Source organism: Planotetraspora kaengkrachanensis, from assembly GCF_016862895.1.
Lineage (GTDB): Bacteria > Actinomycetota > Actinomycetes > Streptosporangiales > Streptosporangiaceae > Planotetraspora > Planotetraspora kaengkrachanensis.
Window position 1 is genome coordinate 1 of the sequence record NZ_BONV01000050.1, and the last position, 15,741, is coordinate 15,741.

12 protein-coding genes are annotated in these 15,741 nt (G+C 69.5%); 8 read left to right on the forward strand and 4 right to left on the reverse strand.

Annotated elements, in window-relative coordinates:
- The first annotated feature begins 683 nt into the window (after positions 1–683).
- A complete protein-coding gene (locus tag Pka01_RS41420; protein ID WP_275414538.1) occupies positions 684–1,787 on the forward strand; it encodes a chitosanase in 1,104 nt (367 codons plus the stop codon).
- 105 nt (positions 1,788–1,892) lie between these two features.
- Here Pka01_RS41420 and Pka01_RS36670 read toward each other — a convergent pair whose 3' ends face one another.
- From Pka01_RS36670 to prcB, 4 genes are all read right to left on the reverse strand, one after another.
- A complete protein-coding gene (locus Pka01_RS36670) occupies positions 1,893–2,855 on the reverse strand; it encodes an FKBP-type peptidyl-prolyl cis-trans isomerase (RefSeq protein WP_203887595.1) in 963 nt (320 codons plus the stop codon).
- 73 nt (positions 2,856–2,928) lie between these two features.
- Positions 2,929–4,287 (reverse strand): Pup--protein ligase, encoded by a 1,359-nt coding sequence (pafA, locus tag Pka01_RS36675; protein ID WP_203887596.1) that lies wholly within the window; start codon positions 4,285–4,287, stop codon positions 2,929–2,931.
- Between the two features lie 73 nt (positions 4,288–4,360).
- Positions 4,361–5,140, reverse strand: coding sequence for a proteasome subunit alpha (prcA, locus tag Pka01_RS36680; RefSeq protein ID WP_203887662.1), 780 nt, complete (start codon positions 5,138–5,140; stop codon positions 4,361–4,363).
- A 28-nt stretch (positions 5,141–5,168) separates the two neighbouring features.
- On the reverse strand, positions 5,169–5,984 hold the full coding sequence (prcB, locus tag Pka01_RS36685) for a proteasome subunit beta (protein ID WP_203887663.1): 816 nt from the start codon (positions 5,982–5,984) through the stop codon (positions 5,169–5,171).
- Between the two features lie 255 nt (positions 5,985–6,239).
- Between prcB and Pka01_RS36690 the strand changes: the two genes are divergently transcribed.
- The 7 genes from Pka01_RS36690 to Pka01_RS36720 all read left to right on the forward strand — a co-directional run bounded on the left by Pka01_RS36690 (position 6,240) and on the right by Pka01_RS36720 (position 15,705).
- On the forward strand, positions 6,240–7,607 hold the full coding sequence (locus Pka01_RS36690; protein WP_203887597.1) for an extracellular solute-binding protein: 1,368 nt from the start codon (positions 6,240–6,242) through the stop codon (positions 7,605–7,607).
- A complete protein-coding gene (locus Pka01_RS36695; protein ID WP_203887598.1) occupies positions 7,594–8,484 on the forward strand; it encodes a carbohydrate ABC transporter permease in 891 nt (296 codons plus the stop codon). The genes Pka01_RS36690 and Pka01_RS36695 overlap by 14 nt, the downstream gene beginning before the upstream one ends.
- Positions 8,481–9,407 carry a carbohydrate ABC transporter permease gene (locus Pka01_RS36700; protein WP_239116001.1) on the forward strand — a complete coding sequence of 309 codons (927 nt, stop codon included), beginning with the start codon at positions 8,481–8,483 and terminating at the stop codon, positions 9,405–9,407. The genes Pka01_RS36695 and Pka01_RS36700 overlap by 4 nt, the downstream gene beginning before the upstream one ends.
- Entirely contained in the window at positions 9,404–10,465 is a 1,062-nt protein-coding gene (locus Pka01_RS36705) for an ABC transporter ATP-binding protein (protein WP_203887599.1), read from the forward strand. Before Pka01_RS36700 ends, Pka01_RS36705 begins: the two co-directional genes overlap by 4 nt.
- A 2-nt stretch (positions 10,466–10,467) precedes the next feature.
- Positions 10,468–11,721, forward strand: a complete 1,254-nt coding sequence (locus Pka01_RS36710; RefSeq protein WP_203887600.1) for a CehA/McbA family metallohydrolase — start codon at positions 10,468–10,470, stop codon at positions 11,719–11,721.
- 119 nt (positions 11,722–11,840) lie between these two features.
- Positions 11,841–13,004, forward strand: coding sequence for a Gfo/Idh/MocA family protein (locus tag Pka01_RS36715; RefSeq protein ID WP_239116004.1), 1,164 nt, complete (start codon positions 11,841–11,843; stop codon positions 13,002–13,004).
- Entirely contained in the window at positions 12,964–15,705 is a 2,742-nt protein-coding gene (locus Pka01_RS36720; RefSeq protein WP_239116006.1) for a glycoside hydrolase family 38 N-terminal domain-containing protein, read from the forward strand. The genes Pka01_RS36715 and Pka01_RS36720 overlap by 41 nt, the downstream gene beginning before the upstream one ends.
- Positions 15,706–15,741: the final 36 nt, after the last annotated feature.

Here is a 15,741-nt window from a genome sequence, read left to right on the forward strand (position 1 = left end):
CCCACCCCACCCCCGAAGCGAAGAAATTCGAACTCCCGTACGAATCATTTCATGGGAATGGGCGCCTGGCAACTAATACCGACGAGTAATCAAGGCGTCCGCGATAAGCCGCCTCTTCCATTTGTTGGAATGGTCGACTAGTTCAGATCAAGCCACGAATCGGGGCAAGACAGGGTCACCGCGGAAAACTGCCGAACCGGGGATCACCGCAGGCCAGACGGGCCAATATGCCGACGCGGCACTTGTTTGAATTGACCGAAACATCCAATCAACCAGCGCATATACGACATTTAGCACCACGAGGTTCGGACCCGCTCGATCGACACCAATGCCGATAAGAAATATTTCCGCCGAACCCATCCGCGTAAATAGCCCAGGAGAACACAGGCGCCCGGACTGTCCCAAACGCGCCCGCGACTCCCGGCAGGCACAACCCCTTAAGTCACCCTTAACCCTTACATAAGTTAAATCACAGCAGATAGCTGTCATCACTCCAGTAAAACTGGACATTGACAGCATCACCAGCCCCTGGTTTCATTAGGAAACCTTACTAACTAACCTGCCAGGGTTCCTCCCCCAGCAGCCGCCACCCCCTCTCGGCCGCGCGCTTCCCCAACGTCGCAACGTGCTCCCCACACCGCCGTTGGACGCCGGCGAGATCGGCGGAGAAACGGAGAGACACAGTGACACCCCTGCCGACGAGCAGGCGTACCCCCCGGCGAGGCGCACTCCTCCTCGCCGTCAGCGTCGCCGTACTCCCGGTGGCGTCGGCGGCCGGATGCGCGGCGGCCGACGCCACCCCGGCCAAGGTGGACCCCGCGAAGGTCGCCGCGCTCGCCCCCGCACCGGACTCGCCAGACGCGGCCGTCCCCGCCGCCGAGGACGCCGGCAGCGTGACGGAGACGCCGACCGAGCCCACCGCGCCCGCCGGCACCAAAGCGAGCGACGGAAGCGGCACGCCGAGCACCAAGCCCAAGCCCGCCTCCACTCCCGCGTCGACCAACAAGTCGACCAGCAAGACCCCGAAGAAATCCGCGGGCGAATCCAAGAGCACGAACAAGGCCAAGGCCGCCTCCGCCGACCTGACCGATCCGAAGAAGAAGGAGATCGCGATGGAGCTCGTCTCCAGCGCGGAGAACTCCTCGCTCGACTGGAAGGCCCAGTACAAGTACATCGAGGACATCGACGACGGCCGGGGCTACACGGCGGGCATCATCGGGTTCTGCTCCGGAACGGGCGACATGCTGGAACTCGTCGAGCTCTACGCCCAGCGCAAGCCCGGCAACGTGCTCGCGCCGTACCTGCCCCCGCTGCGCAAGGTGAACGGCACCGACTCCCACAAGGGCCTCGACCCTAACTTCACCAAGGACTGGCGCAAGGCGGCGGCCGACCCGGCCTTCCAGCAGGCGCAGAACGACGAGCGCGACCGTGTCTACTTCAATCCTGCGGTTAAGCAGGCGAAGTCGGACGGCCTGCGCGCGCTGGGCCAGTTCACCTACTACGACGCGATGGTGATGCACGGCCCGGGCAGCGATCTCGTCAGCTTCGGCGGCATCCGCAAGACCGCCATGAAGAAGGCCAAGACCCCGGCCCAGGGCGGCGACGAGGTCGCCTACCTCAACGCGTTCCTCGACGCCCGCAAGGCGGCGATGAAGACCGAAGAGGCGCACAGCGACACGAGCAGGGTCGACACCGCGCAGCGGGTCTTCCTCAAGGCGGGCAACCTCGACCTCACCCCGCCGCTGAAGTGGAAGGTCTACGGCGACAGCTTCAGCATCAACAGCTGAGCCCAAGAGAACCGGCCCAAGAAGACCGGGCCTCATGAAGGGGCTCAAGAAAAAGGCTCTTCCCCGTCATCCGGGGAAGAGCCTTTTCTGAGTGCTACGGGAGCGTCAGACCGCGCCGAGGACGTCCACCACGAAGACCAGGGTGTCGGTGCCCTTGATACCTCCCTGGGCGTTCCCCTCCTTGCCGTACCCGAGGTCCGGCGGGATGGAGATCAGGACGCGGCTGCCGACCGGGACTCCGGTGAGCCCCTGCGACCAGCCCTTCACGACCTGGTTGAGAGCGAACGTGGCCGGCTCGCCGCGCTGCCAGCTGGAGTCGAACTCCTTGTCCGTCCCCCAGATCTTGCCGGTGTAGTGCGCGAGGACCATCTGGTCGGCCTTGATCTGCGGCCCGGCACCCTTGATCACGGTCTTGACCACGAGGTCCTTCGGCGCCTTGGCGTCGGTCTTGGTGGTCAGCGTCGGGGCCTTGTCGCCACCCGGGTTCTCAAGCTTGACCCCCTCCACGCCGGGGTCCACCGCGGAGCCCTGGGCCGCCTTCGGCGCGGCGGACTCGACGTCGACCACCAGCACCTGCGAGGTGGTGTTGAAGTCGGTGCCCTGGTCCTTCGCCTGGGTGATCTGGTCGGGCGACAGGCTGTCCTTCGCGACGACCGCGACGACCCGGCCGCCCGGCTTGGCGCCGACGAGGGCCTCATGCAGGGACTTCGGCAGCTGGGGACTGACCGTGACGAATTCGGAGTGCCCCTGGTCGTAGTCGGAGCCCGACGACTTGTTCTCCTTGCCGTCCCAGTTGAAGACGGTCACCTTGGCCGTGAGGACGTCGCCGTCCTTGGCCGCCACGCCGGAGCCGTCCAGGACCTTCAGGGACGACGACGTGAGCGGAGGCTGGCCGGCCGGGAACGTCACCGTCGGCTTCTTGCCCGCCTCGCCCGCCACTTTCAGGTCCGCGGCGGCGGCGGTCGTCCCCCCGCCCGCGCTGGGGGACGCGCTCTTCTCCGCGGTCCCACAGGCCGCGGCGAGCAACAAAGGCAAGGCGGCGGCGACTACTGCCGTACGGCGGCGCATGTGAATTCCCTCAGACAGACAGCAAGGCTCGGGTAACACTACCCGAACCCGCTGTCGGAAAGACGTAAGGAGATCACATCCCGGCGATGAGCTTGTCAACCCTTTCATCGACGCTGCGGAACGGGTCCTTACAGAGCACGGTCCGCTGGGCCTGGTCGTTGAGCTTGAGGTGGACCCAGTCGACGGTGAAGTCGCGCCGCTTCTCCTGTGCCTTGCGGATGAACTCCCCGCGGAGCCTGGCCCGCGTGGTCTGCGGGGGCACCGACTTCGCCTCGAAGATCTTGACGTCGCTCGCCACCCGCTCGACCGCGCCGCGCTTCTGCAGCAGGTAGAACAGGCCGCGCTTGCGGTGGACATCGTGGTAGGCGAGATCGAGTTGAGCGACTCGCGGCGAAGAGAGCGGAAGGTCGTACTTCTGCCGGTAACGCTCGATCATCTGGTACTTGGTGACCCAGTCGATCTCCCGCGAAACGAGGTCGAGGTCGCCGGTGTCGACCGCCCGGAGCGTCCGCTCCCACAACTCCAGGACCCGCTTGCTGGTCTCGTCGCCGCCGCGCCGGTCGACGAAGTCCTTCGCCTTGGTCAGGTACTCCTGCTGGATCTCCAGGGACGAGGCCTCGCGCCCGTTGGCCAGCCGCACCCTCCGCCGGCCGGTCATGTCATGCGAGACCTCGCGGATCGCCCTTATCGGGTTCTCGAGCGACAGGTCCCGCATCACGACGCCGGCTTCGATCATGCGCAGGACGAGGTCGGTCGCGCCGACCTTGAGCAGCATGGTCGTCTCGCTCATGTTCGAATCGCCCACGATGACGTGCAGCCGGCGGAAGCGCTCCGCGTCGGCGTGCGGCTCGTCACGCGTGTTGATGATCGGACGCGAGCGGGTGGTGGCCGAGGAGACGCCCTCCCAGATGTGCTCGGCACGCTGGGACACGCAGTAGACCGCGCCCCGAGGCGTCTGCAGCACCTTGCCCGCCCCGCAGATGATCTGCCGGGTGACGAGATAGGGGATCAGTACGTCGGCCAGGCGCCCGAACTCCCCGTGCCGCCCGACGAGGTAGTTCTCGTGGCAGCCGTAGGAGTTCCCGGCGGAGTCCGTGTTGTTCTTGAACAGGTAGATGTCTCCTGCGATGCCCTCTTCGCGCAGCCGCTTCTCGGCGTCCACGAGGAGACCTTCGAGGATCCGCTCCCCCGCCTTGTCGTGGGTCACCAGCTCCACGACGTTGTCGCATTCAGGGGTGGCGTACTCGGGATGGCTGCCCACGTCCAGGTACAGACGCGCGCCGTTGCGCAGGAAGACGTTGCTCGATCGGCCCCAGGACACCACTCGCCGGAACAGGTACCGCGCCACCTCGTCCGGTGACAGCCTGCGCTGCCCGCGGAACGTGCAGGTGACGCCGTACTCGTTCTCCAGCCCGAAGATGCGTCGATCCATCACCTAACCCTATTCCCCGAATGTGACAACCGGATAGGGATCACCTGGTAATCGCCGGGACCGGCCTTGGTCTCTACTCGGCCGAGCCGGTGTCGATGTCTCCGTCCGGAGCGGTCGGCGGCTCCGGCAGCGACACGTCTTCGGCAGGCTTATCCGGTTTCGTCTCGGACTTGACCGTCTTGAGCAGCCGCTCGAGACGGGGACCGGTGAGGCGCAGGAACTTGCGGTGCTCGCGGCCGCGGTCGAGGACCGCCACCTCGAGCTGGGTGGCGGGCGGGCGCTCGCCTCCCGGCTCGGTCAGCGCGACCAGGGCGGCCTCGAGCGCCTCAGGAAGCGGCATGTTGTCCTTGTAGCGCTCCTTGAGGCGGCCCGCGACGGCCTCGGCCTGGCCGCCGATGACCGCCATGCCCTGCTCGTCGAACACCGACCCGTCGAAGGTCAGCCGGTAGATCTGGTCCTCGGCCTGGGAGTCGCCGACCTCCGCGACGACGATCTCCACCTCCAGGGACTTGATCGACTCGGTGAAGATCATGCCGAGCTGCTGGGCGTACAGGTTGGCGAGACCGCGGCCGGTGACGTCGTTGCGGTTGAAGGTGTAGCCGTTGATGTCCGCATAGCGGATGCCGGCCAGGCGCAGCGACTCGAACTCGTTGTACCGCCCGACCGCGGCGAACCCGATGCGGTCGTAGATTTCGCTGATCTTGTGGAGAGCCTTGGACGGGTTGGGCGCCACGAACAGGATGCCGTCGGCATACTGCATGACGACCACGCTGCGGCCTCGCGCGATGCCCTTTCGCGCATACTCCGCCCTGTCCCGCATGATCTGCTCGGGTGAGGCATATCCAAAGGGCATGGACACCGGGGGTGTTCCTCTCTTCGAGTTAGCGCAGCGGGGCGGTCGGTCCGTCGGGGTCTTCCATCCGCCCGGCGAGCATGGTCTGGACGAGCTCCGAGACCTCCTCCTCGGGCAGGCGGCGGAAGCCGTCCGCGGTGATCACGGCCATCACCGGCCAGATCTTCCGCGTCACGTCGGGCCCGCCGGTCGCCGAGTCGTCGTCGGCCGCGTCGTACAGCGCGTTGAGGCAGGCCAGGACGGTGTCCTCGGGCGAGGCGCCCTCGCGGTACAGCTTCTTCAGCGAACCGCGGGCGAAGATCGAACCGGAGCCGATCGAATGGTAGTTCCGCTGCTCGTACGGCCCACCGCCCACGTCGTAGCCGAAGATCCGCCCGCCGTCGATGGCCGGGTCGTAGGCCGCGAACAGCGGCACGACCACGAGGCCCTGCATCGCCATGGCGAGGTTGCCGCGGATCATCGTCGCGAGCCGGTTGGCCTTGCCCTCGGTCGAGAGCGAGCGGCCCTCCGTCTTCTCGTAGTGCTCGAGCTCCACCCGGTACAGCCGGGCCATCTCGATGCCCGTACTCGCGGTGCCCGCGATGCCCATGCAGGAGTAGTCGTCGGTGCGGAAGACCTTCTCTATGTCCCGCTGGGAGATGATGTTCCCCGAGGTGGCGCGGCGGTCGCCGGCCATCACCACTCCCCCGGCGCAGGTCGCCGCGACGATCGTGGTCGCGTGGGGAATCTGATCACCGACCGGCACGGCCGGCGCCTGCATCCGGGACGGCAGTAGATCCGGCGCGTACGCGCCGAGAAACTCGGTGAAAGACGAGGACCCCGTGTATGTGAAGAGGTTGTTCATCCCGGCCTGCTGAGATGCCACGCGACTCCCTCCAAGCGTGCGTTGTTACGCCCGACCCTACTCATGTCACCGCACTGGTTGCACTCTTCCCGATCAGCTCAGCGCGAACCTCGTTTCTTGATCGTCGTTCGCCGCGGGCGCCCGGCGGGGCCGCGCTCCTCCTTCACCGCTTCACCAAACCGTTTCTTTACTCGTCAGTTGTCCCGTGCGACTGTCGATTTGTCTGCACGTCATGACTTTGACGGGGAGGTCTTCATGAGACCTGTACTCGCGGCGGTGGCGGGAGCCGTACTGGTCCTGGCGGCCTGCGGCACGGGGAGCGGATCCTCGGACGGCAGCGTCACCCTCATCATCACGGCGAACGCGATCTCCGGCGGAAAGAACGCCGAGACGGCCGACTGGACCACACGGTGGGTCATCCCGCAGTTCGAGGCGGAGCAGAAGGCGAAGGGCCGTCAGGTCCACGTGCTGTTCCAGCCGAGCGGGGTGGACGACGAGCAGTACAAGACGAAGATCGCTCTCGACCTCAAGTCGCACGCCGGCGCCGACGTGATCGACCTCGACGGCATCTGGGTGGGCGAGTTCGCCCAGGCCGGCTACGTCAAGCCGCTGGCCGAGGTCGCCGGTCCCGAGGTCGACTCCTGGGAGGGCTGGAGCCAGATCCCGGAGGCGGTCCAGGGCCTGGGGATCTTCGAGGGCAAGAAGTACGGCCTGCCCCAGGGCACCGACGGCCGCGTCCTCTACTTCAACAAGGACCTGTTCGAGAAGGCCGGGCTGCCGGCCGACTGGCAGCCCAAGAGCTGGCAGGAGATCATCGACGCCGGCAACGCGCTGAAGGCCGCCGGGGTGCCGGTGCCGATCCAGCTCAACGCGGGCACCGCGATGGGCGAGGCCACGACGATGCAGGGCGCGTTGCCGCTCCTCGCCGGCGCCGGGGCGCAGATCTACGCCGACGGCAAGTGGACGGGCGGATCCCAGGCGCTCAAGGACGTGCTGGGCTTCTACCGCCAGATCTACACGACGGGTCTCGGCGATCCGAAGCTGCAGCAGGAGGCACAGGGCAGGGACAAGTCGTTCGCCCAGTTCGCCGAAGGCAAGATCGGCATCCTGGCGGAGGGCGACTACTTCTGGCGGGCCGTCGTCGAGCCCGACGCCGGCGTCGCCCCGATGCAGAACCGGGACTCCGCCGTCGGGTACGCCCTCATCCCCTCCGAGCAGCCGGGCTCCGGCATCCGCGGGCAGGACTTCGTCAGCATGTCGGGCGGCGCCGTACGGGTCCTGAACCCGAACTCGAAGAACCCGAAGCTGGCCTGGGAACTGCTGTCGTTCATGCACTCGGCCAAGGCCACCACCTCGCAGCTCGCGGGAGCGGCCAGGATCACCTCGCGTTCGGACGTGAACGACCAGGTGCTCGGGGTCGACCCGATGCTGAAGTTCGTGTCGGACGAGGTGCTGCCGATCACGGCCTACCGGCCTCCGCTGGCCGTGTATCCGCAGGTGTCGGTCGCCCTGCAGGAGGCCACGGCCGACGTCGTCGCGGGCAAGACGGTCGACGAGGCGGCCGCCGCCTACCAGCAGAAGGTGGAGTCGCTGGTCGGCGGCGCCGCCAATGTCACAAGCTGACCCATCGGGCCTGGGCCGCGCACGGGCCGTCGGGTTCGTGCTCCCAGGCCTGGTGCTGATCGGGGTCTTCCTGGTCTTCCCTGCGTTGTGGACCATCTACCTCGGCCTGACCGACTACCGCCTGACCGGGCTCGCCGCGGCGGACCCGCAGGTCGTCGGCGTGGACAACTACACCACGGCGCTGGGGGACGAACGGTTCCGCAACTCACTGTGGCTGACCCTGCAGTACGTGCTCGGGTCCGCGGTGATCGGCCAGGCCGTGCTCGGGTTCGCGATCGCGTGGGTGTTGCGCAATCGCCCCGGGCCGGTCAAGCGGATCACCGAGGGCCTCGTGCTGCTCGCCTGGATCCTCCCGTCGTCGGTGGTCGCGTTCCTCTGGATCGCGCTGCTCGACCGCGACGACGGCACGCTGAACACGCTGCTGCACACACCGGGCTTCGCGTGGCTGCTCGACTACCCCATGTTGTCGATCATCGTGTTCAACGTCTGGCGGGGCACGGCCTTCTCGATGATGTTGTACGGCGCGGCGCTGGAGAACGTGCCGCCGTCCCACCTGGAGACGGCCAGGCTCGCCGGCGCGTCGACCCTCCAGCAGCTCAGAGACGTCGTCTTCCCGAGGATCAAGGGTCACGTGCTGACCAACCTGCTGCTGATCAGCCTGTGGACCTTCAACGACTTCACGTCGTTCCAGCTCACCGCGGGCGGGCCCGAGGGCAGGTCGGAGATCCTCCCTGTGTACATCTACAACGTCGCGCTCAGCGGCGGCCAACTGGGATTCGGGGCCGCGATCTCGTTCCTCGTCCTGCTGATCAACCTCGTCTTCGCCTTCGTCTACCTGCGCCTGCTGCGCGACCGCAGGAAGGTGGTCGTCCCATGACCCGCGGGGAGCCTGAGGAGAGCGCGGAAACGAGGCGGCCGAAGCGCGACGAGGGACGGCACCGCCGCGTGGAACCCCCGGCCGGTCGTGCCGGGGGCACGGCCATGACACGCCACGTGCTCGGGACGATCGGCCGCGCCACGTTCCTCGCGGTCGTGCTGGGATTCTTCTCCCTGCCGCTGCTCTGGCTGGCCTCCGCGCCGTTCGACGCGCACCCGTCGATCACGACGTCGCTGCCCGAGTTCACGTTCGGCAACTTCCGTTCCCTGCTCGACAACCCGTACGTCGTGAGCTCTCTGCGCAACTCGCTCCTGCAGGCGGCCGGCAGCGCGGTGCTCGTGGTGGTGCTCGCGGCCCTCGCGGCGTACGCGCTGTCCCGGGTCCGGGTGCCCGGCAGGGACGCGCTGCTGTACGTGCTGCTGCTTTTGTCGTCCGTGGTCACGGGCACCGCGGCGATGGTGCCGCTCTTCGAGCTCGCCACGCGGCTGAACCTGATCGACACCCATCTGGGCGTGGTCCTCACGCTGTCGGGCGGCCTGCTCCCCGCGGCGATCTTCATTCTCAAGGACTTCATGGACGGCACGCCGACGTCGTACGAGGAGTCGGCCCGGGTCTTCGGTGCGTCGCCGCTGCAGATCCTGCGGCACATCGTGATCCCGCTGGTCCGGCCCGGCCTGGCCACGATCGCGGTGTGGGCGGTCGCCAACGTGTGGGGCAGCTTCCTGCAGCCCTTCATCCTTCTGCGCGACCCCGACAAGGCGCCCGGCGCGGTGATCCTCTACACCCTGTACACCGAGGGAGGGGCGCCGCGCCTCGACCTGATCTCGACGTTCTCGCTCCTCTACTCGCTCCCGGTGGTCGTGATGTACGTCTTCGTCAGCCGCAGGTACGGCTTCCGATTCCACGGAGGGATCAAGAGGTGATCTCGCTCAGCGGCCTGACCAAGGAGTTCCCCGGAGGCGTCCGGGCGGTCGACTCCCTCGATCTCGAGATCGGCGACGGCGAGTTCTTCGCCCTGCTCGGCCCGTCCGGGTGCGGCAAGACGACGTTGCTCCGCTCGATCGCCGGCCTGGAGACCCCAACATCCGGAAAAATCCGGATCAGTGGTAACGACGTGACGGCGTTGCCACCCGGACGGCGGAACGTCGCGATGGTCTTCCAGGACTACGCGCTGTTCCCCCACATGGACGTCACATCCAACATCGCCTATCCCCTCCGGATCAAGAAGGTCTCCCGGTCGAGGCGCGAGGCCAGGGCGGCCGAGACGGCCTCCCGCCTCAGCCTGTCCGAACTGCTGGCGCGGCGGCCGGGCCAGCTGTCCGGCGGGCAGCAGCAGCGGGTCGCGCTGGCCAGGGCCATCGCCAGTCACCCCCAGGTGTTCCTGTTCGACGAGCCCCTGTCCAACCTCGACGCCCGCCTGCGACTGGAGGCCCGCACGTTCCTCAAGCGCCTCCAGCGTGAGCTCGCGGTGACGACCGTCTTCGTGACGCACGACCAGGGTGAGGCGCTCGCGCTGGCCGACCGGATCGCGGTGATGAACGCGGGCCGGATCATGCAGGTCGGCACGCCGTCGGAGGTCTTCCACCGTCCCATTGGCACCTTCGTGGCCGGGTTCATCGGCTCGACGCCCATGAACCTGCTGCCGGCCTCAGCGGAGGGGGGCCGGCTGCACGTCGCCGGCGCCGTGCTCCCCCTGCCGGGCGACATCGCGGACGGCCCGCTCGTGTACGGCCTGCGCCCTGAATATGCGGATCTATCACAATCCGCGCCAACCGGGAGGCGGGACGTCTTCTCGGGGAAGGTAGCCGTCGTGGAGAATCTCGGCGCCGCCCACCTGGTCACGCTCGACTCGGGAGACCTGCTGATCCAGGTCGTCGTGCCGGAGGGAGATGAGCCGGCCGTCGGGGCCCCCGCCTGGGCCGTCCCCCGTACCGGCCGCGCCCTTCTCTACCGCGACGACCGACTCCTCACGGTGGCCTGAGCATGGCCTGGATCACGGGAGCGCCCGGGGAGACGATCCGGGGGACGTGGACGCTCGACGACCGGATCTCCGGACCGGTCAAGGAGGTGGCGTTCGAGATCCCGGCCGGCACCGCCGCCCTCACGGTGCGGCTCGGCCACGACCGCTCGTCCGGGGTGATCGACCTCGGCTGCTCGGGACCGGACGGCTTCCGCGGCTGGTCGGGCGGGGCCCGCACCGAGTACACGATCGGCCCCCTGTGGGCGACCCCCGGCTACCTTCCCGGCGACATCGAGCCCGGTATGTGGCGGGTCCTGTTCGGCCTCCACCGCATCCCCCTCGAGGGCCTGCCGTACGAGATCACGGTGATCGCCCACCCGCGGCCGCCGGTCGCGCCGCGCGACCACTCCAGGCGGTCCAGGCGCGCCCCGCGCGAGCCGCACCGGCTGCCCGCGACCGACCGGCGCGGCCTGCCCTCGCTCGACGGGTTCACCTGGCTGGCCGGGGACCTCCACGCCCACACGCACCACTCGGACGGCACGCTCAGCGTCTACGAACTGGCGTGCGTCGCCGCCGACCGCGGGCTCGACTACCTCGCCGTCACCGACCACAACACCGTCAGCCACCACGCCGAGCTGGCCTCGGCCTCGGCCCTGGCCGGCATTCTGCTCGTCCCCGGTCAGGAGATCACCACCGACCTCGGCCACGCCAACGCGTGGGGCGACATCGGCTGGGTCGACTTCCGGCGCCCGCCGGACGAGTGGGCCCGCACCGCGGAGGACCGGGGCGGGGTGTTGTCGGTCAACCATCCCCTCGCGGCCGACTGCGCGTGGCGGCAGCCTTTCTGCACCCGGCCGAGGACGGCGGAGCTGTGGCACTGGAGCTGGTGGGACCGCACCTGGGGCGCGCCGCTCGCCTGGGGCCAGGCCTGGACGGACGACCTGGTCGTCGTGGGCGGCGGGGACTTCCACCGGCCGGAGGACGGCCATCCCCCGGGGGCTCCGACGACGTGGGTGCTCGCCGACCCCGCGTGTGAGGGATCAGAGAAGGTCGTGCGGGCGATCGCCGACGGCCGTACCGCGGTGTCGGCGTCTCCCGACGGGCCCCTGCTGCTCCGGCACGGGGAGGAGTTCCTCGTCGACGGCGCCGACGGGCTCGTGTTGTGGGGGCCGGACACGCGGCGGGTCATCCGCGGCGACCGCGTGCTCGTGCCCGCGCGACCGGGTGTCCACCGGCTCGAGACGCCGGTCAACGAGGTGATGGCCCTGTGCACCTGACCCGCCCCGCGCGTGGCACGGCCTTTGCGGGAACGCAGGCGTGATCACACCGGCATCGTGGGAACGTCACGTGGCAACCGGGACAAGACGCCCGTGACGCCGGGGGGACGGTGACAGGCGTGGACGTGGTGAGGGTGGCCGTCGTGGGCCTCGGGGTGACCGCCCAGGTCGTCTATCTGCCGCTGCTGGCGCGGCGACGCGACATCTTCCAGGTCAGCGCCGTCTGCGACCTCGATCGCGAGCACGCGGAGACGGTGGGACGCGAGCTCGGCGCCACGGCGTTCGACGACCCGGTCGCCATGTTGGACGGCGGCGGGTTCGACGCGCTGATCGTCTTGACCCGCGGGTCCCACGGGCCGATCGTGAAACCGGCCCTCGACCGCGGGTACTGGGTGCTCACCGAGAATCCCCTGGCCTACAGCCTGGCCGAGCTGGAGGGCGTCCCCACCGACGCCCGGCTCATGGTGGCCTACATGAAGCAGTACGACCCGGCCGCGCACCGCATGCTCGAGGCGCTGCACGAGGTGGGCGGGCCGGCCGCGATCCGCCATCTCGACGTGACCGTGCTGCAGCCCTCGGAGGAGTCGCAACTGCTGTTCGCCAGGGCCCGCGTGACCAGGCCACCTGCGGACCGGCTCGCGCCGTACGCGGAGGCCGACGAGCTGGCGCTCACCGCCGCGGTCGGGACGGCCTCGGAGCGGCTGCGGCGCCTGTACGCCCGGGTCGTGCTGGGCAGCGTCTGCCACGAACTGTCGCTCATGCGGATGTTCACCGTCCCGCCCGACACGGTCGACCACGTCGCCGTGTGGCCCGTCGACGCCTTCCCGCCCTCGATCGAGGTGAGCGGCACGTTGCGCGGCGGCGGTTCCGCCAGGTACGGCATCCGCCTGCATCACCTGCCGAGCTATCCCGCCTACCACGAGACCGTGCGGGTGCACCACGACCACGGCTCGCTGGAGCTGCACTACCCCTCCCCGTACCTCCTGAACGCCCCCACCGCCCTGTCCTGCCTGTCGCGGGTCGGCACGACGGAGCGCCGGACCGTCTACCGTGACGTGGCGGAGCCGTTCGAACGGCAGCTCGTCGCCTTCCACCGGTTCGTCACCCAGGAGGAGCCCCCTCTCACCGGCCTCGAAGCCGCCATGGAGGACATCGTCATCGCCCAGCGGATCATCCGCCGCTACGCCGAATGGGCCGGCATCCCCGTCAGCGGCGAATGCGTCAGGAAGAGCGAGCGAACGCGTGAACCCCTTACCGAACCCCTCGGACGACCCCTCGGCTGACCGTCCCGAGATCGTCGTCGTCCCCCACACCCACTGGGACCGCGAGTGGTACCTGCCGTTCCAGCGGTTCCGGATGGGCCTGGTCCGCATGCTCGACGACGTCCTGTCCGCGATGGACGAGGACCCGGCCTACCGGTTCACCATGGACGGCCAGCTCGCCGCCGTGGAGGACTACCTCGAGGTGCGGCCGGACCGCCGCGGCGACGTCGCCCGCTTCGTCGCCGAGGGCCGGTTCGCCGTCGGCCCGTGGCTGATCCTGTCCGACGAGTTCCTCTGCTCGGGTGAGACCCTCGTCCGCAACCTCGAGTACGGCATGCGCGGATCGGCGGCCCTCGGGGGCGCGATGCGCGTCGGCCACCTCCCCGACCAGTTCGGGCACTGCGCTCAGATGCCGCAGATCCTGGCGCTGGCCGGGCTGCGCACGGCCTGCGTGTGGCGCGGGGTGCCCGCCCACGTCGACCGCGACACGTTCGTCTGGACGGGTGCCGACGGGACCGCGGTGACGGCCAGATACCTGCCCGGAGGATATGGCAACGCCGTCGCGCTCCTCAGCGGCCCGCCGGAGGGCCTGCCCGACCGCGTCGCCGCCTTCGCCTCCTCCATGGACGGCTGGCGCTCGGGCGGCCCGCTGCTCGCGATGTACGGGGCCGACCACTCCGCCCCGTCCAGGGAGATCACCCGGGCGGGCCTGCGCGTCGCCACGCTCGGCGAGTTCATGGACGCGGCCGCGGGAACGCACGCCGGCGAGCTGCCACAGGTCACCGGGGAGCTGCGATCCCACGCACGGGCCAACATCCTGCCCGGCGTGATCTCCGCCCGCGTGGCTCTCAAGCAGGCCATGGCCCGAGCCGAGCGGGTCGTCACGCGGTACGCGGAGCCGTTGTCGGCGCTGTGGCTCGCCGACCGCACGGCCTCCGCCCGGCTGATCGACCTCGCGTGGCGGCGCGTCATCGCGTGCAGCGGGCACGACTCCGTGACCGGCTGCGGCGCAGACGAGACGGCGCAGCAGGTGGCCGCCAGGATCGCCGAGGCCGAGCAGATCGGCCAGGCGGTCGTCGACCTCGTCGGATCATCCCTCGCCGCCTCCGCGGGCAGGGACGCGGTCGTGGTCGTCAATCCCTCACCGTTCGAGCGGGCCGGCCTGGTGCTCGCCGACCTACCCGAGCGCACCGCCGTGCTCGTGGACGCCGACGGCCGGGCCGTGCCCGTCCAGCGCCTGGAGCACGCCCCCACGCTCGTGGACGAGACCGTCATGGACGACCTGAGCCGCCTGCTCGGGCGGGTGCACGAACGGGAGCTGTTCGGCCACGAGATCGTCTCCTGGGCCGTGGAGCGGCCGCGTGAGGGCGAGGGCGGCGTGTTCACCGTCACGGTCAGTCGTCACGCCTCGGGGACGTACGCCTATGAGGACCTGCGCCAGGCCATCCTCCATGCCGGGCCGGGGCCCTGGACCGTCCGGACGCTGGCGGAACCGGTCGTCACCGTCGCCGCCCACGTCACCGTGCCGCCGCTCGGGCGTGCCGTGCTGACCTCCAGCGCGCCGGTCTTCGGCGGCCCCCGCGCGGGGCTCCCCGCGGGCGGGCTCCTCGATCAGGAGCAGGACGGCGCCACGATGGACAACGGGCTGCTGCGCGTCCGGGTCGCCGCCGACGGCACGCTGTCGCTGCGCGGCGCCGAGGGGGTCGAGGTCCACGGGGTCGGACGGATCGCCCACGGCGGTGACGTGGGCGACACGTACAACTACGCCCCTCCGTCGTGCGACCGCGTCCACGACGTCCCGGTCCACGTGTCCGTCGAGGAGGTGCACGCCGGGCCGCTCGTCTCGGTACTCGAGATCGTCCGGACCTACGAGTGGCCGGCGGACGGCCGAGCGGCCTCCCAGGTGACCACCGACGTGCGGACCAGGGTCGAGTTGCGGGCGGGCGAGCCGTACGTGCGGTGCGAGGTGTCCTTCGACGTCGGGTGCCGCGACCACCGGATCAGGTGGCACGCCCCGCTGCCGGCGGCGACCGGCGAGTCGTTCGCGGCGGGGCAGTTCGCCGTGGTCCGGCGTGGTCTGACGGCCGAGGGCGGAGGCGGCGAGGAGCCCGTGCCCACCTTTCCCGCGGAGTCGTTCGTGGCCGCCGGTGGCCTCGCGGTGCTGCTCGACCACGTCAGCGAGTACGAACTGGTCGGCGGGCGGGTCCCGCAGGTCGCGGAGGAGTTGGCGTTGACGCTGGTCAGGTCGGTGGGCCTGCTGTCCGGCAACCGCAATCCCAACCGGGACGAACCCGCTGGGCCGCAGGTGGCGACTCCCGCGGCCCAGTGTCCGGGCCCGTTCTCGACCCGCTTCGCGGTCCTGCCCTATTCGGGGACCTGGCACGGGGCGGAGCTGCCGCGTCTCGCCGAGGAGTTCCGGCTCGAGTTGCTCGCCGTCCCCGGCTCCGGGCGGTCAGCCGCCGCGTCCGCGCGGGGGCGACTCATGATCACCGGTGACGGGGTGACGATGGCGGCGCTGCGTGAGAGGGACGGATGGCTGGAGATCCGCCTGGTGGCCGAGCATCCGGTGGCCACCGAGGCCGTGATCCACGGGGGGTTCGCCGGCGCGCGTCTCGCCGACGCGCTCGGCTCCCCCGCCGCCCCGCTGGATGTCGCAGAAGGATCGGTACGGCTTCCGCTCCGCCCCTTCGAGATAGCGACCGTTCAGGTGTCGTGCCGGTAGGCGGACCCCCGCTGGATCGTCCGGCGGGCGCCCGTC

Bases quoted from the DNA above. Each gene is read 5' to 3' on its own strand.
- Pka01_RS36670 (WP_203887595.1), bottom strand. From the start codon at position 2,855: ATGCGCCGCCGTACGGCAGTAGTCGCCGCCGCCTTGCCTTTGTTGCTC.
- pafA (WP_203887596.1), bottom strand. From the start codon at position 4,287: ATGGATCGACGCATCTTCGGGCTGGAGAACGAGTACGGCGTCACCTGC.
- prcA (WP_203887662.1), bottom strand. From the start codon at position 5,140: ATGCCCTTTGGATATGCCTCACCCGAGCAGATCATGCGGGACAGGGCG.
- prcB (WP_203887663.1), bottom strand. From the start codon at position 5,984: ATGAACAACCTCTTCACATACACGGGGTCCTCGTCTTTCACCGAGTTT.
- Pka01_RS36690 (WP_203887597.1), top strand. From the start codon at position 6,240: ATGAGACCTGTACTCGCGGCGGTGGCGGGAGCCGTACTGGTCCTGGCG.
- Pka01_RS36695 (WP_203887598.1), top strand. From the start codon at position 7,594: ATGTCACAAGCTGACCCATCGGGCCTGGGCCGCGCACGGGCCGTCGGG.
- Pka01_RS36700 (WP_239116001.1), top strand. From the start codon at position 8,481: ATGACCCGCGGGGAGCCTGAGGAGAGCGCGGAAACGAGGCGGCCGAAG.
- Pka01_RS36710 (WP_203887600.1), top strand. From the start codon at position 10,468: ATGGCCTGGATCACGGGAGCGCCCGGGGAGACGATCCGGGGGACGTGG.